The following is a 23,521-nucleotide window of genomic DNA, read 5'->3' as shown; positions in this document are numbered from 1 at the left end:
TTCGCGCTGCGACGTTTGTGACGTGCCCGGCACGGGTAATCGGCGGATGCGCGCCGATGCGCCCCCACTGAGGATATGCCCACCCCTGTTCGCCTTTGGGCATGGCTACCACCGAGCGGACACATTCTCTCGTGACGACTCGTCCTCAGCCGAGAATATTCCTTCCATCGCCTGGGCCGCAGCCCACAGTCGGTAGTACGCGCCGCGGGCCGCGAGCAGTTCCTCGTGCGCGCCGATTTCGCTGATCGTGCCGTGCTCGACGACGGCGATCCGATCGGCCTGCGCGGCCGTGGCGAGCCGGTGCGCGACGATCACCGAGGTCCGCCCGCGCGTGACGGATTCGCTCGCGACCAGCACCGATGCCTCGGCGGCCGGGTCCAGCACGGCGGTGGCCTCATCGAGCAGGAGTAGGTCGGGCCGGACCAGTTCGGCGCGGGCGAGGGCGATGAGTTGACGCTGCCCGGCCGACAGTCCGCGCCCGCGTTCCCCGACCGGCTGCCGCATGCCGCGCGGCAATGCCTGGATGGTTGCCAGCGCGCCCACCGCCGCGGCCGCCGCCTCGATCTCCGCGGGGCTGGCAAATGGTTTGCCAAATGCAATGTTGCTGGCGATGTCACCGGTGAACAAGTGAGCTTCCTGGGGCACCACACCCAGTCGGGAACGGAACTCGGTGAGGCGATAGTCGCGAATATCCACGCCGTCCACGCGGATTGCGCCGGTAAGGCTCGAATCGTGGTCGGCATCATGCGTTTCCGCTATGGAGAACGGGGTAACAGCATGGGGAATTTCGTGATTCCGATCACCTGACACCGGTTCTCGCGGCATGTCGTAGAGCCGGGCCAACAGCTTCACGATGGTGGACTTGCCCGCGCCGGTCTCACCGACCAGCGCCAGGCTGCCGCCCGCCGGAATGGTCAGGCTGACGCCGTCGAGCGCGGGCTGATTCGCACCGGGGTATTGGAAGCGGACATTGTCGAACTCGACCTCGCCGCGCAGGCGGCCGTCGATGACGGCCGGGGCGGCCGGATCGGGGGAGATGGACGAGGGCGTGCGCAGCAGTTCCCCGATGCGCCGCAACCCGACCCGCGCCTGCTGATATCCGTCGAACAGCTGCGAGAGCTGCATGATCGGGCCGAACAGCAGCTGGAGATAGAGGACGAACGCCACCAGCGTGCCCGGTGTGGTGGACCCGTGCGCCACCGCCCACGCGCCGGTGAACACCACCGTCGCCAGGGCCAGATCGGCCCACATGCCGACGAAGGCGAAGAAGGTGGCGATGGCCCGCTGCGCCCGCATCCGGCTGACCCGGAAGTTGTCGGAGTAGCCCGCGAAGCGGGTGGCGGACGCGGCCTGGTGCCGGTTGGCCTGAATGACCCGCAGACCCGCCACGTTCTCGGCGAAGTCGGCGTTGACGGTGGCCGAATGCTCGCGCGCGGCACTGTAGGCCGCATCGGAGACCTTGCGGAACCACCAGGTGGCGAGCAAGAGCGGCGGCAGCGTCACGAAGACGATGAGCGCGAGCCGAATATCGATCACCATGAGCGCCACCGCGATTCCGGCCACCGTGAGCAGCGCGACGAGCGCGTCCGGCAGGCCGGTCTGCATGAAGGTGGACAGGGCGTCGATGTCGGTGGTCATCCGGGTCATGATGCGGCCGGACAGTTCGCGTTCGTAGAAGTCCAAGCCGAGCCGTTGCAGATGCGCGTAGCTGCGCACCCGCAACCCGAACAGGACGCGCTCGCCCGCCCGGTTGCTCCACACCAGCGCGGTCGCGGCGACCAGCCAGCCGAGCAGCACCAGCGCCACCCCGATCACGGTGGCACGCACCAGCGCCGCGCCGTCGTGCCGTCCGACACCGGAGTCCACCGCGTAGCGCACGATGGACGGGAAGCCCACGCCGACAAGGGCGTTCAGGGCCAGCAACACCATGGTTCCCGCGACCAACCACTTCACCAGCCGCAGGGCGTGCCGCAGCCGGAATCCCGGATCCGGCTCACGCAGCCGCGCGGCATCCAGGCCGGGTTGCTCGGTGGCCGGAGGCAGATCGCCCAGCACCCGGCGAACCTCCTCGGGCGTATCCCGATCGGGTTCCCCGTCGGTGGCGGTCACCACTCCGGCGGGCAGGGATTCGACCCCGGCGGGCAGGGAGGCAAGGGCCGCGGATTCGGGTGCGGGAAGCCGGATTACGCGGTCGGCGTGGGCGAGGGTGGATTCGCGGTGGGCCAGGATGAGGGTGGTGCGGCCGGAGTCGGTGGGGAGCGAGGCGAAGATGGCGGCCTCGGTGACGGCGTCCACCGCGGAGGTGGCGTCGTCCAGGACGAGGACGCGCGGGTCCGCGAGCAGGGCGCGGGCCAGGGCAATGCGCTGGCGCTGCCCGCCCGACAGGGTCAGTCCGCGCTCGCCGACGACGGTGTCGTACCCGTCGGGCAGGGCATTGATGAAGTCATCGGCGGCGGCCTGTTTCGCCGCCGCGTGAATCTCGGCCTCGGTGGCATCGGGCCGCCCGAGCGCGATGTTCGCGGAAATGGTGTCGGAGAGCAGGAACGCTTCGTCGAACACCACCCCGACGGCCGCCCGCAGTTCGTCGGCCCGCAGGTCGGCGATATCGGCGCGGGAGTCCTTGCCGTACAGGCTGATCCGGCCGGAGTCGGGGGAGTAGAAGCGCGGCAGCAGCAGGCTCAGCGTCGACTTGCCCGATCCGGCGGGCCCGATAACGGCCACCGTCTCGCCCGGTGCGATGTTCACCGAGAAGTCCCGCAGCACCGGCCGCCCGGGCTCGAATCCGAAGCTCAGATCCTCGATCTCGATGCCCAGCGGCCCGCGCGGTACCGCCACCGGATGCTCGGGATCGATGCGTTCGGGCGCGCTGTCGATGACCTGGTGCACGCGTTCGGCCGCCGCCCGCGTCAACTGCGCCATGACCACCACGTACGACACGATCCGCGTCGAATTGGTCATGGTGGAGACGTAGGCGACGAAGGCCAGGAAGGTGCCCAGCCCGATGCTGCCGTGGAAGGCGAGCAGCCCGCCCACCGCGATCACCGCGACCAGTCCGGCCTGCGGGATGGACGCCAGCGTCGGGCTGAACCGGGCGTCGATGTGGGCCGCGCGCATGCGCTCGGCGTACAGCTTGCGCCCGTGGCGCTCGAGCACGTCGACCATGCGGGCCTCCTGCCCGAAGCCCTTCACCACGCGCACGCCGGTGACGGTCTCCTCGACGTGCTGCGCGAGATCGGCGGCCCGCTGCTGCGCCGACCAGGTGGCCGCGTACAGCCGGGGCCGCACCCGGTAGACGACCAGCGCCAGCACCGGCACCACCAGCAGCGCGGCCAGCGCCAAAGGCGGTGAGAGCCACAGCATCACGCCCGCGGCGAGCAGGAATTGCAGGGCCGCCACCGAGGACCACGGGCCCATGGCGAGCAGTCCCTGCACCAGGGTCAGGTCACTGATCGAGCGCGAGATGACCTGCCCGGTCCGCAGGGCGTCCTGTCCGGGACCGTCGAGACGCTGCAATGCGCCCAGCAGATCCACACGCAGTTCGTGCTGCACGTCCAAGGCGAGCCGCCCGGCGAGCATCCGGCGTCCGAAGGAGGCGAGAAATCGTCCGACCGCGAGCCCGCCCAGGGCCCCGGCCATGGCCGCGATGATTCCGGTGTTCCCGGCGGTCGCGCCGTCGAGGGCGTGCTTGGCCAGCAAGGGCCCGGTCACCTCGACGATCGCGCCCAGCGCGATGGCCAGGCCCAGCCCGGCCAGCATCCACGGATGCCCTTTGCACCGCTGCCACAGCCGACGCAACCAGCCGTTATTTCTCCGCACATCCATCGAATTCATTCCGGATGAACACAAGTCTTCCCACCCCCGCTTTGTTCCCGACTTCGTTCCGCACCTCCAGTGTGCCGGGATGGGCCGACACCTTGTGCCGCGCGGACAGGCGTGGTCGGCTGGAGGCATGCCGATTCAGCGTCTCAATCACGCCGTCCTATTCGTCTCCGACGTGGAGCGCTCCGCCGCCTTCTACTCCGAGGTGCTGGGCTTCCGGCGACTGCCCGGCGGCTTCCCGGGTGCGGTGTTCCTGCAAGCGGAGGGGTCTGCCAACGACCACGATCTGGGGCTGTTCCAGTCGCCGGATCCTTCGGTGGCGCACCGCACCGGCCGGGTCGGTCTCTACCACCTGGCGTGGGAGGTGGACACGCTCGCCGAATTGCAGCGCGTGCGTGCGGCTTTGACCGCGGCCGGGGCGCTCACCGGAGCCTCCGACCACGCCACCACCAAGGCGCTCTATGTCGCCGATCCGGACGGCATCGAATTCGAGGTCTGCTGGCTGGTTCCCGACGCGGCGGTGGAGGCCGAGCTCGCCGCCATGACCGTGCCCAGCGTCCCGCTGGATCTGCCCGCCCTCATCGAGAAGTACGGCGCGGACACCCCCGGCGGCCCGCGCACCGATCACGAGGTGTGGCGGCGCGCGTTCGCCGACCGGGCCTGATCAGATATCGCGGCGGGTGAAGAACCACCAGCCCGCCGCGCCCGCGGCGGCCGTCCACAGCACCAGCAGCGCCATGGCGGCCGGGGTGGGCGCGATGAGCGCGCTCTTGGCGTAGCGTCCGCCGCTGATCGCCCCGACGGTCGAGGCGACCGGAAGCACGGCCGCCAGCCCGCCGAAGCCGATGGCGCGCGCGGTGATCCAGATCAGCGGCTCCAGCACCGCCCAGCCCAGCACGGCGGCCAGCGCCTGCGTCGGCGAGCGCAGGACGAAGCCCAGCGCGGTGCCGATCACCGCCCAGCACAGCGCCGCCAGCGGGACACCAATGAGCACGCCGAAGAATCCGCTGTCCATGGGCACCCGCGAGCCGCCCGCGATCCGCATGGCCGCCCCGCCCAGCACCTCCATGAACAGCACCGTGCCGAGCGAGAACGCCGCCGCCACCGCCAGTTTCGACCCGAGCAGCAGGGTGCGGTCGGTCGTGAACAACGAACCGATCGCCATCGACCCGTACCGGAACTCCGAGGCCGACCCCAGCGCCCCGAACGCGGCGGCCGCCGCCACGATCGACACCAGCACCCAGGTGGTCAGCAGCATCGCCCACCCGGACCCCGTGCTGAATCCCTCCTCGTGCTGCCCGCCCGACTGAAACCCCGTCCCCAGCGCCACGAACGCCGCGATGCCCGCGAGCACGACCCCGCCGCCGATCACCCAGTTGATCCGCACCGAAGTAACCTTCCGCACTTCGGAATTCGCGGCCCGCGCCACCACCGGCGGCACCGTGAGCTTCATCGAGCGTCCTCTCGTCGAACCAGGCTGGGGGACAACGGCGTCAACGATAGGTGCCGTAGGGAGCCGGGGCCGGATAGGTGGGTGCGGGGGCTCCGGTGTGGGTGAGGGCGGCCAGGACCTGGTCGGGGTGGATGTGTTCCTGGGTGACCTCGGTGAGTTGGACGCGGGCGGTGGAGGCGGCCGATTCCAGTTGCGACAGCGAGGCTTCCGCGACCGCCAGGCGACCGTCGGGGCGCATCACCGCGTCGGTGAAGCCCTGCGCGGCCAGGCTGGTGGCCAGGGCGATCGGGCTGGAGGCCTTGACCAGCAGCCGATCCGGGTGGCTGCGGCGCAGTCGGGCGGGGCTGCCCTGGTAGGCGATGGCGCCGCGGTCCAGGACGATGAGCTCGTCGGCGATGGGCAGCACGGTACTCAGGGTCCGGGAGGTGAGCAGCACGGTGCCGCCGCGGCGGGCGTGTCCGCGCAGAAAGTCGTTGAGCCAGGCGGTTTCCCGCACATCGAGCCCGGCGGTCGGATCGTCGAGCACCAGCAGCGGGGGATCGCCGAGCAGGGCGACGGCCAGCGCCAGCCGGGTCCGCATGCCCTCGGTCAGGCCGCCGATGCGTCGATCGGCGACATCGGTGAGTCGGACCAGGGTCAGCAGCTCCTCGACGCGGGTATCGGAAACCCCTGCGGCGGAAGCGAACACGCGCAGCTGCGCGGCCACCTTCCGGGCCGGATGCAGCCCGCGCGGGTTCAGCATGGCCCCCACGACCTGTCCTCCGGCCTTCGCCCCCGACCCGGGGCCGCCCACGCTCGCGGTGCCGGAGGTGGGGGTGAGCAATCCGAGCAGCATGCGCAGCACGGTCGATTTCCCGGACCCGTGCGGACCCACCAGGGCGGCCACGGTGCCCGCGGGCACCACGAAGCTCACCTCGTCGACCGCGGTCACGGTGTCGAAGGTCTTGGTCAGCCCACCGGCGGCGAAGGCGAGCGGCCGCGTCACGGCTGCTTGTCCCAGCTCGGCGCCTCCACGGCGGGCAGCGGGTCGGCGTCGATGACCAGCGGCTGCGGCCAGGTCAGCGGCGGCGCGCCGAAGGCCTTGCGGGCATTGTCGACCACGCCGTGGCCCAGCGCCCGGTTGCCGAATCCGCCGATGGCCGCGCCGATTCCGGCCGGAATGATCTTGCCGACCATGAGCGCGCTGCGTTTGGCTATGAACTGCACCAGGAACCGTTTGAGCAGCGAGTCGTTCATGGCGCTGATGCCGGGGATCTTGGTGGCCAGCAGCCCGCCCCAGTTCTTGGCCGAATGCCCGACGCTCTTCTGCACGATCTCCATGCCGGACTCGCCGAGCACCACGGCCAGCACCAGCGCGCGGCGGCGCTCCTTGTCCTCCGGCGCGACCCCGTGCACGGCCGCCACGGCGAGGGTGAACACCGCCGACGCCTCCAGGAAGAACGCGGTCTCGGCGCTCATGGCCGCCAGCGAGGCGACCGTGCCGACGCCCGGCACCGCCGCGGTCGCGCCGACCGCCGTGCCCGAACTGGTGACGGTATTGAGGTACAGCTTCTCGATGCGCGCGATGATCTGCGCGGGCGATTCGCCCGGATGCGCGTCCCGCAGCTTGCCGACGTACTTCGCGACGGCCGGAGCCTGCACCTGCGACCCATTGTCGAGCAGGGAGACGACAGCCTTCTCGAGCCCGGCCTTGAACATCGACAACCCCTTCTCCGTGCGGTCCTCCGAAACTCTATGGCACCTCGACAACGATTCGCGAGATAGACCGGTTCCGGATGGGAGGGTCCCGCGTGGCGTGAGATCAGGCCCCCGCGTAGCTCGAAATCAGCTTAGGGTGGGATGCGTGGCAGGCGTGTCCGAAGGCGCGTCGGGACTGCCCGATCCGCGACTGCGCCCCTACGTGCACGGGTACCAGGGCTACCTGCTGCACGGCTTCGCGCCGGGTCAGCACATCGGCATGCCGGGGATCGCGCTGACCGTGATCATCACCATCGACGAGCCGATCGACGTGCCCGTGTCCTCCCATCCCGACCAGGCGGGCGGCCGCTGGGACATGCTGGCCAGCGGACTCACCGTGCACCCGGCGGTGATCGCGCACAACGGGTTCCAGCACGGGGTGCAGATCGATCTGACGCCGCGGGGCTGCCGCGCGCTGTTCGGCATGCCCGCCGCCGCGCTCGGCTCCTGGATCGTGGACCTGACCGATGTACTCGGTCCGCGGGCTATCGAACTGCGGGAACGGCTGTCGCTGCTGTCGACCTGGCCGGAGCGTTTCGCCGTCATCGACGAGATCCTGCTGCGGCGGGTGGCGCCCGTACCGTGGGATGCCGAACTGACCCATGCTTGGGATCTGCTATCGGGCCCGGATCCGACCGTGCGGGTGGCCGCCGTCGCCGACGAGATCGGCTGGAGCCGAAGGCATCTCGGCAATCGTTTCAGCGCCGAGTTCGGCATCACCCCCAAGGACGCGGTGCGGGTGGCCCGGTTCGAACGCTCGCACCGGCTGCTGCGCGAGCCGACCCTGCCGCCGCTGGCCGAGGTGGCCGCGGCCGCCGGGTACTACGACCAGGCGCACATGGCCCGGGAATGGCGCGAGCTGGCGGGCATGCCGCCCTCGGTCTGGCGGGAACGCGAGGAGTTCCCATTCGTCCAAGACCAACAAACTGCCACGGCGGGAGGCTAGACGCATGAGCGAATCGACAACTTCCGTATCGACCGGCACGGTCATCTGGCCGACCTTCGTCTACCGCGACGCCAAGGCCGCCATCACCTTCCTCGAGCAGGCCTTCGGCTTCGAGACCAAGGCCTGCTACTCCGAGGGCGACGTGGTCCACCACGCCGAACTCGCCTGGCCGGGTGGCGGCGGCATCATGCTCGGCGGCATCCGCGAGGGCATGGCGCTGGAATGCCAGCCGCCCGGCGTCGGCTCCGCCTACATCGTCGTCGACAACCCCGACGCCCTCTACGACCGCGCGAAGGCCGCGGGCGCGAACATCACCCGCGAACTGCGCGACGAAACCGATTACGAATCACGGGGTTTCACCTGTCGCGACCCCGAGGGCGTCTACTGGAGCTTCGGCACCTACCCGGGCGTGACGGGCGAATAATCCTCAGACTGAGCCGTATAACTCTCAACCCGCGCCGTGGCCGACGGGGACGCGCTCGGACTCGAGCGGCGGGGGTGGCGGGGTGCCGTTGCCGAAGGGGCTGCCGCCCAAGGCTTCTCGACCGTGCGGGGTCAGCCAGTTGGCCAGTTCCGGGCCCTTGGGGACGACGCGCGTCGGGTTGATGTCGGTGTGGACGATGTAGTAGTGCTGTTTGATCTGCACGAAGTCGACGGTGTCGCCGAAGCCGGGGGTCTGGAACAGGTCGCGGGCGTAGGCCCACAGCACGGGTAGCTCGGTGAGTTTGTCGCGGTTGCACTTGAAGTGCCCGTGATACACCGGGTCGAAGCGGACCAGGGTGGTGAACAGGCGGACGTCGGCCTCGGTAATGGTGTCGCCGACCAGGTAGCGCTGGGTGGACAGCCGCTCCGAGAGCCAGTCCAGCGCGGTGAAGAGCCGATCGTAGGCGGCCTCGTAGGCCTGCTGGTCACCGGCGAAACCGCAGCGGTAGACGCCATTGTTGACCTCGGTGTAGACCCGGCGGTTCACCGAATCTATTTCCGCGCGAAGGTCTTCCGGATACAGCTGCGGTGCGCCCGGCCGGTGGAACTCGCTCCACTCGGTGGAGAAGTCGAGGGTCATCTGCGCGTAGTCGTTGGTGACCACCGCGCCGCTGCGCTCGTCCACGAGGGCGGGCACGGTGATGCCGCGCGGATAGTCCGGGAAGCGCTGGAAATACGCGTCCCGCAGGAAGTGGATGCCCAGCACCGGATCCACCCCGCCGGGATCCAGATCGAAGGTCCAGCTGCGCTTGTCGTGGGTGGGCCCGCACAGTCCCAGCGACAGCGCCGATTCCAGCCCGAGCAGCCGTCGCACGATGAGCGTGCGATTGGCCCACGGGCAGGCCCGCGCCGCCACCAGCCGATACCGCCCGGCCTCGACGGCATACCCGTCGCGCCCGTCCGCGGTGATCCGCGTCTGGATGTAGTTCGTGTCCCGCTTGAATTCGCCGGGCTCCACATAACTCCCCGGCTCGGATTTCGAGGTGGTCACCTGGCCAGTCTGTCAGAAAACGTCCATGCCCGGTCTGTACCGAAAGTGAGCGGGCGCATACATTCGCATTCATGACTGACTCGAAGCCCACCCGCCTGGAACGCATCGTCACCGCGGGCGGCGCGGACGCGGCGATCCTCACCATCGACCACCCGCCGCTCAACCTCTTCGACAAGGCTCTGCTGGAGGCGCTCTCGGCCGATATCGAGGAGCTGTCGGCCAATCCGCCGCGGGCGTTGCTGCTGCGCGCCGAGGGCAAGCTGGTGTCCGGCGGCGTCGACGTGCACACCTTCCAGGGGCTCACGGTCGAGGAGGGTGCGCAGCTGTGGCAGACGCTGTTCGCGCGCATCATCCATCCGCTCGAGGCGCTGCCCTGCCCGGTCGTCTTCGCGGCCCATTCGCTGTGCCTCACCGCGGCTTTCGAGATGGCGCTGGCCTGCGACATCATCCTGGCCGCCCCGAAGGCCAAGTTCGGCCTGGTGGAGACCGTGGTCGGCCTGACCCCCTCGATGGGCGGCCCGCAGCGGCTGGCCGAGCGCGCGGGCTCCGGCCGGGCCCGCGAGTTCGTCATGACCGCCGACCTCTACGACGCCGCCACCATGGCCGACTGGGGCGTGGTGAACGCCGTGCACGAGGATGTCGACGCCGCGGCCCGGGCCCTGCTGGCCAAGCTCGCCGACGGGCCGACCCGGGCGCACGCCGCCACCAAGGCGATCATCGGGGCCTGGCGTTCCGGCGGTGTGGCGCACGCGGATTCGGTGACCCCCGAGGTGTCCGGGCAACTGTTCGGCACCGAGGATCTGCAGAACGCGGTGCGGAGCTTCCTCGAGGTCGGGCCCGGAAAGGCCACGTACACAGGCAAGTAGGCGGCAACCCCGGATGTCGACCATCCGGTCGCCTTGTGCGGCCGGGTGTGTCGGCGTATTTCGGGCGTGTCAAGCCCCTCACCTGCGATGGTGTGGGATAGGGGGTAGGCCGAGACCGCTCGGCAGGGAAACCCGGTGTGGCTCTGCGAAAGGCACCGCAATTACGACGTTTCCGCAGGCTCTTACGGGGGAACACGGGGTTCACCGGGCGGCGGTCTGTTTCCGTCGTGTCAAACCCTGACATCCGTTTGCCGACAATCCGCCCATGGCTGTGATCTGCATCATATAGTCACTCATGCCTGGCAGGGCGAACGAGGCACTCGGAGGGACGATGTCGCAGTTACTCGTGGAATATCCGCTGTCGCGAAACGGTCGGCGCGACAACCCCCTTGCGCGCGCCGCGGACGGCATCCTGCGCTACGGCAATCTCACCCCGGCGCTCACCGAGCTACTCGACATCCAGGTGCACACCTTCGCGGCCCGCGAGGCCGTGGTGGAGATCGGCGGCCCCCGGCTCACCTACCGCGAACTCTGGTACTCGGCCTCCCGCATCGCGGGCGGCCTGCAGGAGCACGGCATCGGCTACGGCGACCGGGTGGCGGTGCGCATGCCCGTCGGCGCGCGCTGGGTACAGGCGTTCCTGGGCGCGCTGCTGTCGGGCGCGGTCCCGGTCCTGGTGCACGACGGGCTCCCGGATGCGGTGGCGGACCGCGTGATTCGCGACGCCTGCGCCGACTTCGTGCTGGACGGCGGCGGCCGCGCGGCGGGCTTCGGCGAGGCGCTGCCCGATGCCGCGGCCTTCATCGACGACGGCGCGTCGCTCGGCGAGTTGGCGCTGCTCTGCTACACCACCTTCGGCCCCGGCGCGGGCCCGCGCGGGGTGGAGCTGACCAACGAGAACCTGCTCTCGGCAATCCATTCCGTGGTCGGCGCGCTGGATCTGCCCACCGACGGCCTGCGCAATCTGGTGCTGCTGCCGCTCGCGCACGCCAGCGGCTGCGTCGATCAGCTACTGCCCACCTTCGCGGTCGGCGGCACCGTGGTGCTCACCCCCGACCGGTCCGCGGTGCCGGAAGCCCTTGTCGCCGAACGCATCGACATGGTCTCGGCCACCCCGCGCATCTTCGCCGGACTGCTGCCGGAGCTGGCCGGGCTGCGCGTGGAGCAGGTGCGCCAGGTGTGCAGCGCCGGGCACCGCGCCGAACTGGCCGCCGCCGACCGGACCACCTCCGACGCGGTCACCGCCGGTCTGCGCGAGGTCTTCCCGGCCGCGCGCCAGTGGTCGGTGTGGGGTGCGACCGAGACCTCCGGCATCGGCCTGGCCCACGACGACACCGCCGCCTGCGACGGCAGCGCCTGCGACACCCTCGGATTCGCCTTCGGCGGAACCGAACTCGCCCTCTGGGGCCCGGGCGCCGACACCGGCCGCGGCGAACTCCTCTGCCGCGGCCCCAACATCACCCCCCGCTACTGGAACGACCCCCAAACCACCCGGTCCCGCTTCACGGGCAGCTGGTTCCATACCGGAAACCAGGTGAGCATCGACGCGGACGGCCTGGTCCGCCGGGCCGCCGCCGACTGATCACTCCAACAGGCGGGTCTACTGATCACTCCAACAGGCGGGCCTTCAGTGCGTCCCGCAGGCCCGGCGTGATGCCGATTTCGTCGAGGTAGCCCGCGAGGCCGCCGTACATGTCGTTCATCGAATTGGTCGCGGACGCCAGGTATTCGGGCTTGACGCCGAGCAGGTCGTCGGAGAGTTCCTCGTCGGAGTCCGCGGTCATGAAGGCGCGCAGGGTCGGGACGGCGTCATTGCTGAGCAGGTAGTCGGCGTAGATGTCCTCTTCGGTGACGTCGACCGCGCGCAGCAGGGTTGCCACGGCCCAGCCGGTGCGGTCCTTGCCCGCCGCGCAGTGCACCAGGGCGGTGCCCGCCAGCACCGATTCGGCCAGCGCCCGGATCGCCACGTGCGCCTCGGGCAGCGCGGGGAAGAGCCGGTACACCTCGAGCATGTGGCTCGACGCGGTGACGTGGCGGCGCGCCTCGTGGGGCGGGGTCTCGCCCATGCGCGAGTCGAAGGGGGTGACCTGCAGGCGAACCCCGTCCGGCACCACGTCGTGGCCGATGAAGTCGATTTCCGCGAATCCGCGCAGGTCGTGCACATCGGTGACGCCCAACTCGCCGAGGGTGCCCAGTCCGGCCTCGTCGAGTCGGCTGAGCTGGGCCGACCGTAGGAGCACACGCTCGCGAACCTTGCGGCCGTCGAGGGTGCGGGCACCGCCGAGGTCGCGGAAATTGAAGGTGCCGGAGATCAGGAATTGGTCGTGGCGCGCTGAAGTCACCCCGTCAGGCTATCGGTGAGCGGGTATCGCCACGGTGTCGGCGATCGATCGAACCGGCGAATTCGCGGTCGGTGAGTGGGGCCGGAATGCGTGTCGAGAGTGTGGGCTCGCGCACACGGACTATGTTTCACCGCACAGGGCTCCGTAATATACCGATTGGTCCTATCAACGGCTTTACCAGGCGATCGTTCAATTTGATCATTCCCATCGGATCGCAGCTCCGTTCCGATTAGGTAACGAAACATTCTTCCGGTACGGAATCGGCTATCAAAGCTGGTTACCGAGCCAGAAAACGACGTAACATCGATACCCGTTGAACGGGTACGCCGGTGTACTGACCGGAGATCAGCGCCGATCTGCAACCCGTTGAGCGAACCGCGCACGCTGCTTCGCGACCACCGTCGCGAGCCGTCCGCGCGAGTTCTTTCGCCAAAGGGAGTTGTCGTTGAGCGCAAGTGGAGAAATCACCCAGGTCGGACTTCGTCCGGCCATGACCGAGGCCATCGAAAGCACGGCCGCGTCGCTCGACATCACCGGTAATCGTGCCTTGCGCATCCTGCTGCACGCCGGTGTCAGCACGCTGTGGCCGATCTTGAAAGCCTCGCCCGACCGTCAGCTGCGCGCCTATGAATCCACCCTGGCCGTGCTGCGGGCGCGTTGGGAGAATCAGGCGGCATGCGTGCCGGACCCGATGGCCACGGCCATGTTCCGGGATCTGGACGCCGATGTCACCGATTTCCTGGAGCTGTGTGCCCGTCGCTCGGGCACCCAGTGGCTGGAACCGGTCGACGCCATCGCCGCCTATCTGCTGGCCGTCATCCAGGGCATGGTGCTGCGCTGGCTCGCCGATTGCGATGACGAGATCTCGCTCGTCGTCCTCGACGATCTGGTCTCCTACCTGTCCACGAAGGCCGTCGACCTGCCCTGAGCACTTAATGCTGGACGCCTGACCAAGTTCGTGGTCGAATGATCTGGTGACCGATCCGTCGCCGATCAGCGGGCTGCACGCGGCCACCGCCGACCTGGACCCGCCGCTGGCCGCGGTCAGCCTGACCGCCCTGCGCGCCAATGCCGCCGACCTGGTGAGCCGCGCCCGCGGCGTGCCGATCCGGGTGGCCAGCAAGTCCGTGCGCTGCCGCGCGGTGCTCGAAGAAGTGTTGGGCCCCAAGCTCACCGCCTCCGGCGGGTTCGCGGGCATCATGGGTTACTCACTGCGCGAAGCCATCTGGCTGGTGCGCGAGGGCGCGCGCGATGTGTTGCTGGGCTATCCCACCGCCGACCGGCACGCGCTGGCCGAACTAGCCGCCGATCCGCTGCTGCTGGACTCCATCACCCTGATGATCGACGACACCGATCAGCTGGATCTGATTCGCGCGGCCGTCGGCAGCGAAAAGATCGCTCCGCGTGTGTGTCTGGATGTCGATGCCTCGCTGCGGATCGGGCCGCTGCACCTGGGTGTGCGCCGCTCGCCCATTCGCACGCCGGAGCAGGCCGCCCGGCTGGCCGCCGAAACCCGTTCGCGCGGTTTCCGAGTCGTCGGCGTCATGACCTACGAGGCGCAGATCGCGGGCCTGCCCGACACCAATCCCGCTGTGCGCCTGGTGAAGAAGCTGTCGGCCGACGAGATCGGCAGGCGTCGCCGCCGGGTGCTGGACGCGGTGCGGTCGGCGGTCGGCGAGCTGGAGATCGTCAATAGCGGCGGCACCGGATCGATCGAGGTCAGCATCTCCGATCCGAATGTCACCGAGGTGACGGCCGGATCCGGCCTCTACCTGCCGACCCTCTTCGACGGCTACCGCAATCTCGCGCCCCGCCCGTCCATGTATTTCGCCACGCCCGTGCTGCGGCATCCCGCGCCGGGCATTGCCACCGTCTTCTCCGGCGGCTACATCGCCTCCGGTCCGGCGGGGGCCTCGCGGGTCCCGAAGCCGGTGTGGCCGTTGGGTTTGAAGCTCCTCGGCACCGAGGGCGCGGGCGAGGTGCAGACCCCGCTCGCGGGTGCGGAGGGCCTGGCCATCGGTGATCGCGTGTGGTTCCGGCACGCCAAGGCGGGCGAACTGTGCGAGCGGTTCAACGAAGTGCATCTGGTCGACGAGGACGGCACCCGCACGACGGTGCCGACCTACCGCGGCGAAGGACACAGCTTCGGCTGACCTGTTTCGGGGTCGCTGAAGGCGCTAGACCCGATCGAGTTGCAGCACCGCGGCCAGGTCGGAGAGTTCGGCGGTGGTGGCCGGGAGGTATTCGGTCAGCAGGGGTGAGCGCACGATGATGGCCGACCACATGGCGCGGGAGATCGCGCTGGTGAGCCAGTGGCGCGAGAGCAGCGCGCCAATGCCGTGCGGGGCGTCCTCGGGGGCGGAGGTGGTCATGGAGACCAGCACCACCGCGGCCTCGCGGCCCTGGAAGTGGTCGGGGGTGCCGACCAGGACGTCCTCGATGCGCGCCCGCGACAACAGGGTTCGAATGCGCGCGACCTGGGCGTGGTAGGGCGCGACCACCAGAATGTCGTGCGGGTGCAGGCGGCGGGTGAGCGCGCCGGTGTGCCAGGGCAATCCGAGCAGCGTGCGCACCTGACGCACGATTTCGCGTGCCTCCTCGGCGGATTCGGTGCTGTTGCCGTGATGCTCCACCGGCACCGTGCGCACGCCGGGCGGGATGCCGTCGAGTTCCCTTGCCAGGGTGACGGTTTCATTGGAACGCAGCCGGTTGTCGTAGCGCAGTCGCGACACCGGGCCGCACATGCGCGGATGCATGCGCCAGGTGCGGTCCAGGAAATAGCCGTAGGCGGCGGGCAGCGTGCGGTGCGGGCCGAGCAGGCGACCCAGCACGGACTGCGCGATGGGTTCGGGATGCGCGCCGCGCCCCGAAGGGGGTGCGGGATCGCCGACCAGCAGCAGATTGCGCGCCGACACCGCCACCGCGATCGCCTCGGCCAGGGGGAATTTCCCGGCGTCCACGATGACCAGCAGGTCCAGGCTGTCGCGGGCAATGCGCTCGGGATCGGTGAAGTCGCTCGAAAGTCCGCCCACCACACAGCCGTTCACGGCATTGTCGAGGAAGCGCGGGTAGCGCGAGGCCTCGATGGGCAGCCATTCCGGTGCCACCGAGCGGGTGTCGGCCTTGGCCACCAGCTCCGGCAGCACGCCCACGGCCACCACGGCGTCGAGCACGTGCTCGACCACCTGGTGCGAGCGCGCCACCACGCCCACGCGCCATCGGTAACGAGTCACGAGTCTTTCCACCGCGCGGGCGGTGGTGTCGGTCTTGCCGGTGCCGGGCGGGCCCTGCACGGCCGCATAGGAATTGTCGAGATCCAGCACGGCCGCGGTGACGGCGGCGGCGTGATCGCCGAACACCTCGGGCAGCGCGTCGCCCGAGCGCAGTCGGGGCGGGCGGCGGCAGAGAATGTCGAAGACGGCCGTCTCCGGCACCTGGGGGAGGGTGATCAGCAGCTGATGTGCGGTGTCCTCCAACGCTTCCGACAGATGGATGTCGTGGCCGGGCGGGCAGGGCGCGATGGCGGTGGGCAGCTCGCCGTAGGGCTCGCAGCCCTCCGGCAGCTCTTCCACCACGCGCACGACGTCTTCGAAGTTGGTGTCCAGCGCGCAGCCGAGCACGGTGGCGCAGGCGGTGGCGCGCAGGCCCGGGGTGACGGCCATGCCGGGCGCGGGCCGGTCGTAGAGGGTGAGCACCGGGGTGCCCGGCGGCGGTGCGTTGCCGGTGCCGAGCCGTCCGGTGAGGGTCAGATAGCGGCGCATGGGGCGCTGTCCGGTGCTGTGCCAGTCGGTGTCCACCGATCCGGAGTCGGCGACGAGAACCCCTGCGGTGTCGGCCCATTCGGCCACCGGGTGATCGAGCCGGTCGTCGTGCGCCCACCGCAGCGGCCGCCGCTCGCGCCGGTGATAGCCCAGGGCCGCGGCGGTCAGCCCCGCCGCCTCCTGCGCCTCGCCGCGCTCGATGCCGTCGCTCTCCGCGAATTCCCGCAGCGCGGCCTCGATATCGTCCGGCCCGGTCTCGGCGTAGTCGTAGGACCAGCGTCGAGCCGGGGCCACCCGGTGCTGCGCGGCCAGTTCGAGCAGCCAATCCCGCAGTCGCAGTACGGCTTCGGCCCCGTTCTCGCACTCCTCCTGATTCGGCGGCAGCTGATGCAGGTCATAGGAGCGCTCACCCACCACCAGCGCGGCGCGCACGATCGGGTACAGATCCACGAGCGCGGGCAGCAACTCCGCTACCACGTCCTCGCCCTCGGAATCCCGCTCTCCGATGGCGTGCAGCAGCCCGCGTAAATCACCCCGATAATGATGAATTCGCAAGTCATTACACTCGCGCTGCCGCTCCTGGAGGAACCCCAACAGCTTCTCGGCATCATCGCGCCGCCGCACCGCCGCGCCGACCCCGTCCCGCTCGTCGACCCGAATCACGAAGGCCCGCTCCACCTTCGGCGCGGCGGGCTCGGCGACGAAGCCCAACGCCACCGTGCTCACCCCGGGCACCGGCCCCGGATCCACGATGGTCACCGCCGCGTGTCCGGCGTCCTCGGCGCGCTGTTCGACTGCGGCGCTGGCTGATTCGCCGATCGCACCCGGGTGAGCGGCGGCCTCGGTCGAAGAGATCGGGCGCATGTCGGCCTGGTCATCCGCGCGCGTGCCCGAGAGCTCGAGCGCACATGCTGTGGACGTGCCGACCGGATGCGCGGCCGAATGGCTGTCGGCGGCCCGCCCGGCGGCAAGGGTGTCGGGTGTGCGGGCGTGCGCCGAGTGGGCGGGGCCGACCTCGGTCGATCGAGGCGGCCCGGCCGATCGAATGGTGACGACGAGATCGCCGGTGGCGCAGGCGATTCCAGAGGGTGCGCGGGTGAAGCCGGTGGCGGGGTCGGGGGCGCAGGCCGGGGTGACGCTCACGAAGAGGTCGCCTCGGGTGGGTGCGGGGAGGGCGGCGAGGGCGGCCGGGTCGATGAGGCCGTGTACGGGGCGGTCGGTGCGTTCGCGGAGAATCTGCACCTCGGCCTGCAGTCGCAGGGTGGTCAGGGTGGCGGTGGGGATGCCGGTCACCACCGTGTCGGCGACGGCGAGGCGGTCGAGGGTGGTGATGCCCGCGTCGCGCAGGTGGGCTCGGGTGGCCGGACGCATGCCCGCCACCAGCAGCAGGTCGCGGCGGGCCTCGAGTTCGGCGGTGCAGGTGGGGCAGTGGCCGCAGGCGAGGAAGCGTCGGTCACCCCACTGCACCGGCAGCAGTTCACCGAGCTTGGTGTCCACGATGAGGTGCAACCGCGCCCGCCGCGCCTGATACACCACCGCCATATCGGCCAGCGGATGCCCGACCGCGACCCCGTCCTCCCAGATCCGCGCGTGCGGTGCGGCCCGGAAACCATTGCGCCGCAGGGCTTCCGCCATGGCCGCCAGTCCCAGCAGCGTCGCGATCCGATCCCGCCGACCGGACACCCCGGTCACCACATAGTCGTGCGTCTCCGGCGAATGTTCTCGCACCAGGAAATCGCATCGCGCCACGAAGTCGCCGTCGAACACGACGGCCCCCGCCACCGCCTCGGCGTCGGAGCTCAGCGCCGCCAACGTCTCCTCATGCCCCGCCCGCAATCCGGCCAGCGCCTCCGCCCGCAGATCCTCGGCCAGCATCGGAGTCGGCCCGCGGCGATCCGCGAACCGCCGGGCCGCTGCCGATGCGTTCGAACTTGATTCGCGCGGGTCGCCCGGTAGCGCGTCCGCGCCATCATGCGAGTGCGTCGCACCATCGTGTGGCGCACCCGCACTCGGCTGCAATGCGTGGCCCTGCGGTCGCGCCGCGAGATCGTGCGGGCGCTGGGCGGGTGCTGCCTGCCCGAGGGCGAGGTGGGCGGGTGGGGACAGGCGGATGCGGGTGACGGCGGGGCCGTGGCGGTCGCGGAGGTCGGCGAGGCGGTGTTCGACGGCCGGGTCGGGGGTGCGGGTGAGCGCGCCGGGGGACGGGGCCTCCAGCGGCGTGACCAGTCCCAGTTCGGCGTCGAGCGCGCGCAGCAGCGCGAACTCACAGCGCGCCGCCGTCACCAGGTCACCGGTGCTGCACACGACACGATCACCGAACAGCATCAATCGCGGCCCTCCTGTGCCTCTCCTCCGCCGACACCCGCACCCGGCCGAAATTGGTCCTCGCGGAAACAGTCCACGCGCGGCCGAGTCGCGCCATAGCGTAGTGACTGCGGGGCCCGTGGTGTGTCGTCAGGTGCGGCCGATTCGGGCCGGGGGCCGCGCCCGCCGCCACCGAGTTCGCGGACGGTGCGCGGGCGATGTTGGGGGACAACACGACTCGGCCGCGCCACCCCGGCGGGTGTACGCCGATCCCCCGGTCGGGGGTGAGAAACCCCACCGCCGGGTCCGGCGTGTCGCCGGTCACGCGCGGTTCGCGGACTCCTCCTCATTACTGGCCGGTCGCCTCCGCGGAGTAGCCCCGCAACCCTGCCCGGTCTGTCACAATCTGCCGATGCTCTACCTCGCGGGCGCTCGCGGCCGCCTTCACTACCGACGATGGCAGCTCGACAATGCACAGGCCGCGCTGGCCCTGTTACCCGGAATCGGCCAGCACAGCGCGCACTACCACCGGTTCGCCAGGGCGCTCGCCGCCCGGGGAATCGAACTCTGGGCCCTGGACACCTCCGGCCACGGCCTCAGCGAAGGGGATCCGGACCGGCCGGGCAATATCCACGAATTGGCGGCCGACGCCAGGCTGTTCCTGGAACAGGTGCACGCCCAGGCGAATTCCACACCCTTCCTGCTCGGCCACTCGCTGGGCGCGGCCACCGCGCTGGCGGTGCTGCGGGACGCGGAGCCGGGCGAATTCTCGGGCCTGGTGCTGTCCGGCACGCCGAAGGCGGTCCTCGAGGGCAAGTCCCCGAAGTCCGCACGCGGTGCTGATTCTCCGCAACGCGGTGCCGATTCCCCGCCTCGCGCTGCCGATTCTCCGCGTCGCGGTGTGGCCACGCCCTCCCGTGCCCACGCCGGTGCCCGGTCGCGTGCCGCGGTCGCGACTGAGCGGGATTCGGACTGGCCCGGCCCCCGCCTGCCCGAGGGCCTGCCGGTACTGATCGTGCACGGCGAGGACGACCGCCGCGCCCCACTCGACCCGGTCCGCGACTGGGCCGCCCAGGTCGGCGCGCGCTTCACCACCTACCCCCACGCCGGGCACGACCTCCTGCACGAGCCGGTGCACGCCGAGGTCACCGCGGAGATCGTCGAATTCGTCCACGCCCGTTCGCTGGTCTGACGCCTCCCCGCGGCGACACCGCAAGGGTTCGCCGACGTTCACTCACCCGGATCGTGGGAAGCGGTGGGGCGCAACAGTTCCACCACTTCCTCGTCGGTCAGCTGGTGAAAGTCCCGGTAGGCTCCGCCGACCCCGCCCAGGGCGCGGGGCACCAGCGGGCACACCACCTCGTCGGCGACCGACCGAATCCGGTGCAGCGCTTCGACACTCGACACCGGCACGGCCACCACGACCCGGCGCGGTTCATGCAGTCGCGCGATCTCGCATCCGGCGGCCACGGTCGCGCCGGTGGCCATGCCGTCGTCCACGATGATCACGGTCCGGTCCTTCAAGGGCAGCGGCGGGCTCACCCGCAGGATCTGCCGTCGGCGTTCCAGTTCGGCGCGTTCCATGTCCTCGATGGCCGCCAGCTGGCTGACGCTCACCCCGGTGTGCCGCATGACGTCGTAATTCAGCACCCGCACGTCGTCCTCGCCAATGGCGCCCATGGCCAGTTCCGGCTGCCACGGCACCCCGAGCTTGCGGACCAACAGCACATCCAGATCCCCGCCGATCACCTCCCGCACCGCCGCGGCCACCGGAACTCCGCCGCGCGGCAGTCCCAGCACCAAGGGATCCGCCGCGCGCAGGTGCTCGAGCTGTTCACCCAGCGCGCGTCCGGCGGCCCCCCGATCCGGATAGATCATTGCTGTCCAGTCTAGGCGTCCGACCTCGCGGAGGAGCTCGCTCGCTACTCGCCGCGAATGGTGTAGCGGCGCAGGGACAGGCTCGGATTGGTGGTGCGGACCTCGGCGAGGTGTGCCAGATCGATGCGGGCGGTGGCGATGCCCGGCTGGTCGCCGAGTTCGGCCAGCACCGCGCCGGTGGGGGAGACGATCATGGAGGTGCCCGCGCCGCGGGGTGCGGCCTGGTCGGCGGCGGCCACGTACATGGTGTTCTCGATGGCCCGGGCGCGCAGCAGCGTCGTCCACTGATCGACCTTGCCGGGGCCGGGAATCCACTGCGCGGGCAACAGCAGCACGTGCGTCCCGGCCGCGGCCAGGCGGCGAATGCCTTCGGGGAAGCGCAGATCGAAGCACAGCTGCATGCCGAACACCACGCCCTCCACGGTGAAGGTGGGTGACTGGTCCAGCGGGCCGGGAATGAGCAGGTCGGATTCCTTCGCGCCGAAGGCGTCGTAGAGATGCACCTTGCGGTAGACCGCCGCGAATTCGGCATCGGGCGTGGCGGCGACGAGGGTGTTGTAGACGTGCCCGGCGGGCTGATCCGGGCCCGCGGTCTCCACCATGCCCGCGACCACGTGCACGCCGAATTCGGCTGCGATGCCCCGCAATCCGGTGACGAACGGACCGGTCAGCGGTTCGGCCGCGGCGACCGCCCGCTCGTCGAGGACCTTGGTGGCGAACATCGAATACTCCGGCGCGACCACCACCTTCGCTCCGAGTTCGCTGGCGGCCTTGACCTCCGATCGCAGCGCGGTGAGATTGGCCACGGTGTCGGTGTACGGATCGAACTGCACCACCGCCACATCCACCGCGCCCGCGGGCTCGGGCGGCGCGCCCAACCCGGCCTGCGCGGCGGTCTCGTGAATGGCCGTCGCCACTGCTCCCGAGCTGGCCGCATCGTCGGTGGCCAGGGTCCCGGTGACGTAATTGCGCACGGGTGTGGGTTCGGTATTGCCGAGCCCGGAAGGGGAGCCGACGGAGGTCGAGACGGAGGGCGCGGGCGAGTTGTCCGGATGCACGACTCCCAGGGTATTCACCCGATGGTCAACCCCGCAGCTAGCAGGCAGTAAAATCCTTCGCAATGAGTACCTCACCGGCCGACAGCGTTCCCACTGACGACGAGAGGGACGTTTCCGGCCCGTCCTTCAACGATCTCGGCCTCGATGACCGCATTCTGCGGGCCATCGCGGATGTCGGCTACGAATCGCCGTCGCCCATTCAGGCGGCGACGATTCCGCCGCTGTTGGACGGCCACGACGTGGTGGGCCTGGCCCAGACCGGTACCGGTAAGACCGCCGCGTTCGCCATTCCCGTGCTGCAGGGGTTGAACGAGTCCGGCAAGGCCCCGAAGGCGCTGGTGCTGGCCCCGACTCGAGAACTGGCCATCCAGGTGGCGGAGGCGTTCGGCCGGTACGCCACCCACATGCCCGGAGTGCACGTGCTGCCCATCTACGGCGGCCAGAACTACGCGGTCCAGCTGTCGGGTCTGCGGCGCGGCGCCCAGGTGGTGGTCGGCACCCCGGGTCGCGTCATCGATCACCTCGAGCGCGGCACCCTCGACCTCACCGAGCTGCAGTACCTGGTGCTCGACGAGGCCGACGAGATGCTCAAGATGGGCTTCCAGGAGGACGTGGAACGCATCCTGCGCGACACGCCCGCGCAGAAGCAGGTCGCGCTGTTCTCGGCCACCATGCCGACCGCGATCCGCAAGATCTCCAAGCAGTACCTGAAGGAACCGGTCGAGATCACGGTCAAGACCAAGACCTCCACCAACACCAACATCACCCAGCGCTGGGTGCTGGTGTCGTATCAGCGCAAGCTGGACGCGCTGACCCGCATCCTCGAGGTCGAGCCCTTCGAGGCCATGATCATCTTCGTGCGCACCAAGCAGGCCACCGAGGAGTTGGCCGAAAAGCTGCGCGCGCGTGGGTATTCCGCGGCCGCCATCAATGGCGACATCGCGCAGGCGCAGCGTGAGCGCACCATCGGCCAGCTCAAGTCGGGCGTGCTCGACATTCTGGTCGCCACCGACGTGGCCGCGCGCGGCCTGGACGTGGAACGCATCTCGCACGTCGTGAACTACGACATTCCGCACGACACCGAGTCCTACGTGCACCGCATCGGCCGCACCGGTCGCGCGGGCCGCTCCGGTGACGCGCTGCTGTTCGTGGCCCCGCGCGAGCGCCGCCTGCTCGACGCCATCGAGCGCGCCACCCGCCAGCAGGTCACCGAGATGCAGCTACCCAGCGTCGAGGACGTGAACGCGCAGCGCGTCACCAAGTTCCACGACGCCATCACCGAGAACCTGAACTCGGCGAACCTGCCGCTGTTCCGCAAGCTCATCGAGGAATACGAGCGCGAGCACAATATCCCGCTGGTGGATATCGCGGCGGCGCTCGCGGTCGGCGGCCACGAGGGCGACACCTTCTACATGGAGCCCGATCCGGAGCCCGCTCCGCGCGAGCGCCGCGACCGGGATCGCGAGCGCACCCCGCGTGCCTTCGACGACCGTGGACCGCGCGAGCGGCGCGAACCCTCCCGCCACCGGCAGACCGGTGCGGAGCTGGCCACCTACCGGATCTCGGTGGGCAAGCGCCACAAGGTCGCTCCCGGCGCGATCGTCGGAGCCATCGCCAATGAGGGCGGCCTGCGCCGCAGCGACTTCGGGCACATCAGCATCCGGCCCGACCACTCGCTGGTCGAGCTGCCCGCCGACCTGTCCGACGAGACCCTGAACGCCTTGAGCCGCACCCGCATCAGCGGCCAGCTCATCCAGCTCCAGCTGGATCAGGGCCCGCCCGGACAGCGCTCCATGAGCCGCGCCCCGCGCCGCGAGTTCCGCGACAGCAAGCCGCGCTACGAGCGCCGCAAGCCCCGCGCCTGAGGCGGTAGGACGCAAGAC

At 70.0% G+C, this 23,521-nt stretch carries 18 protein-coding genes; 9 read left to right on the top strand and 9 right to left on the bottom strand.

The genetic code is table 11. The features are described 5' to 3' along the window. Positions 1-105: 105 nt before the first annotated feature. Positions 106-3,831, bottom strand: coding sequence for an ABC transporter ATP-binding protein (locus VMT40_RS18670; protein WP_442790007.1), 3,726 nt, complete (start codon positions 3,829-3,831; stop codon positions 106-108). Between the two features lie 118 nt (positions 3,832-3,949). Between VMT40_RS18670 and VMT40_RS18665 the strand changes: the two genes are divergently transcribed. Next, positions 3,950-4,483 carry a VOC family protein gene (locus VMT40_RS18665; RefSeq protein ID WP_326359597.1) on the top strand — a complete coding sequence of 178 codons (534 nt, stop codon included), beginning with the start codon at positions 3,950-3,952 and terminating at the stop codon, positions 4,481-4,483. Here VMT40_RS18665 and VMT40_RS18660 read toward each other — a convergent pair whose 3' ends face one another. From VMT40_RS18660 to VMT40_RS18650, 3 genes are read right to left on the bottom strand one after another with little or no spacing between them, the layout of a single operon-like run. Then, entirely contained in the window at positions 4,484-5,272 is a 789-nt protein-coding gene (locus VMT40_RS18660; RefSeq protein ID WP_326359595.1) for a hypothetical protein, read from the bottom strand. A 40-nt stretch (positions 5,273-5,312) separates the two neighbouring features. Then, complete coding sequence (locus tag VMT40_RS18655) at positions 5,313-6,257, bottom strand: ABC transporter ATP-binding protein (protein ID WP_326359593.1); 945 nt, start codon at positions 6,255-6,257, stop codon at positions 5,313-5,315. Then, the gene (locus VMT40_RS18650; protein WP_326359592.1) at positions 6,254-6,970 is read right to left on the bottom strand and encodes a hypothetical protein; all 717 of its coding nucleotides are present in this window, start codon (positions 6,968-6,970) and stop codon (positions 6,254-6,256) included. The genes VMT40_RS18655 and VMT40_RS18650 overlap by 4 nt, the downstream gene beginning before the upstream one ends. Before the next feature lie 145 nt (positions 6,971-7,115). On the opposite strand from VMT40_RS18650, the gene VMT40_RS18645 reads away from it, so the two are divergent. Both VMT40_RS18645 and VMT40_RS18640 read left to right on the top strand, forming a co-directional pair. Then, on the top strand, positions 7,116-7,955 hold the full coding sequence (locus tag VMT40_RS18645; RefSeq protein ID WP_326359590.1) for an AraC family transcriptional regulator: 840 nt from the start codon (positions 7,116-7,118) through the stop codon (positions 7,953-7,955). Between the two features lie 4 nt (positions 7,956-7,959). Then, the gene (locus tag VMT40_RS18640) at positions 7,960-8,379 is read left to right on the top strand and encodes a VOC family protein (RefSeq protein ID WP_326359589.1); all 420 of its coding nucleotides are present in this window, start codon (positions 7,960-7,962) and stop codon (positions 8,377-8,379) included. Between the two features lie 24 nt (positions 8,380-8,403). On the opposite strand, the gene VMT40_RS18635 is transcribed toward VMT40_RS18640, so the two are convergent. Then, the gene (locus VMT40_RS18635) at positions 8,404-9,429 is read right to left on the bottom strand and encodes a glutathione S-transferase family protein (RefSeq protein WP_326359587.1); all 1,026 of its coding nucleotides are present in this window, start codon (positions 9,427-9,429) and stop codon (positions 8,404-8,406) included. A 71-nt stretch (positions 9,430-9,500) separates the two neighbouring features. Between VMT40_RS18635 and VMT40_RS18630 the strand changes: the two genes are divergently transcribed. Then, positions 9,501-10,295: an enoyl-CoA hydratase/isomerase family protein gene (locus VMT40_RS18630; protein ID WP_326359585.1), complete on the top strand. Its 795-nt coding sequence runs from the start codon at positions 9,501-9,503 to the stop codon at positions 10,293-10,295. Positions 10,296-10,626: 331 nt separating this feature from the next. Continuing rightward, on the top strand, positions 10,627-11,877 hold the full coding sequence (locus VMT40_RS18625) for a class I adenylate-forming enzyme family protein (RefSeq protein ID WP_326359584.1): 1,251 nt from the start codon (positions 10,627-10,629) through the stop codon (positions 11,875-11,877). Between the two features lie 25 nt (positions 11,878-11,902). On the opposite strand, the gene VMT40_RS18620 is transcribed toward VMT40_RS18625, so the two are convergent. After that, positions 11,903-12,637, bottom strand: a complete 735-nt coding sequence (locus VMT40_RS18620) for a tyrosine-protein phosphatase (protein ID WP_326359583.1) — start codon at positions 12,635-12,637, stop codon at positions 11,903-11,905. 445 nt (positions 12,638-13,082) lie between these two features. Between VMT40_RS18620 and VMT40_RS18615 the strand changes: the two genes are divergently transcribed. Both VMT40_RS18615 and VMT40_RS18610 read left to right on the top strand, forming a co-directional pair. Then, positions 13,083-13,565, top strand: a complete 483-nt coding sequence (locus VMT40_RS18615; RefSeq protein ID WP_326359581.1) for a TetR family transcriptional regulator — start codon at positions 13,083-13,085, stop codon at positions 13,563-13,565. Between the two features lie 46 nt (positions 13,566-13,611). After that, positions 13,612-14,790 carry an amino acid deaminase/aldolase gene (locus VMT40_RS18610; RefSeq protein ID WP_326359580.1) on the top strand — a complete coding sequence of 393 codons (1,179 nt, stop codon included), beginning with the start codon at positions 13,612-13,614 and terminating at the stop codon, positions 14,788-14,790. A gap of 24 nt (positions 14,791-14,814) precedes the next feature. Here the strand turns inward: VMT40_RS18610 and VMT40_RS18605 are convergent, their stop codons facing one another. Continuing rightward, positions 14,815-18,723 carry a bifunctional RecB family nuclease/DEAD/DEAH box helicase gene (locus tag VMT40_RS18605; protein ID WP_326359579.1) on the bottom strand — a complete coding sequence of 1,303 codons (3,909 nt, stop codon included), beginning with the start codon at positions 18,721-18,723 and terminating at the stop codon, positions 14,815-14,817. 391 nt (positions 18,724-19,114) lie between these two features. Here VMT40_RS18605 and VMT40_RS18600 point away from each other — a divergent pair, with 391 nt between their 5' ends. Beyond that, positions 19,115-19,894: an alpha/beta hydrolase gene (locus VMT40_RS18600; protein ID WP_326359578.1), complete on the top strand. Its 780-nt coding sequence runs from the start codon at positions 19,115-19,117 to the stop codon at positions 19,892-19,894. Positions 19,895-19,932: 38 nt separating this feature from the next. Here VMT40_RS18600 and VMT40_RS18595 read toward each other — a convergent pair whose 3' ends face one another. Beyond that, positions 19,933-20,580, bottom strand: a complete 648-nt coding sequence (locus tag VMT40_RS18595) for a phosphoribosyltransferase (protein ID WP_326359577.1) — start codon at positions 20,578-20,580, stop codon at positions 19,933-19,935. Positions 20,581-20,624: 44 nt separating this feature from the next. Then, positions 20,625-21,656, bottom strand: coding sequence for a carbon-nitrogen hydrolase family protein (locus tag VMT40_RS18590; RefSeq protein ID WP_442790006.1), 1,032 nt, complete (start codon positions 21,654-21,656; stop codon positions 20,625-20,627). Between the two features lie 44 nt (positions 21,657-21,700). On the opposite strand from VMT40_RS18590, the gene VMT40_RS18585 reads away from it, so the two are divergent. Continuing rightward, a complete protein-coding gene (locus tag VMT40_RS18585; RefSeq protein WP_326359576.1) occupies positions 21,701-23,503 on the top strand; it encodes a DEAD/DEAH box helicase in 1,803 nt (600 codons plus the stop codon). Positions 23,504-23,521: the final 18 nt, after the last annotated feature.

Source organism: Nocardia sp. CDC160 (genome assembly GCF_035818795.1).
In the GTDB taxonomy this organism is placed as follows: Bacteria; Actinomycetota; Actinomycetes; order Mycobacteriales; family Mycobacteriaceae; genus Nocardia.
The sequence above is the reverse complement of the archived record's forward strand: the minus strand, read 5'-3'. Positions and strand labels throughout refer to the sequence as shown.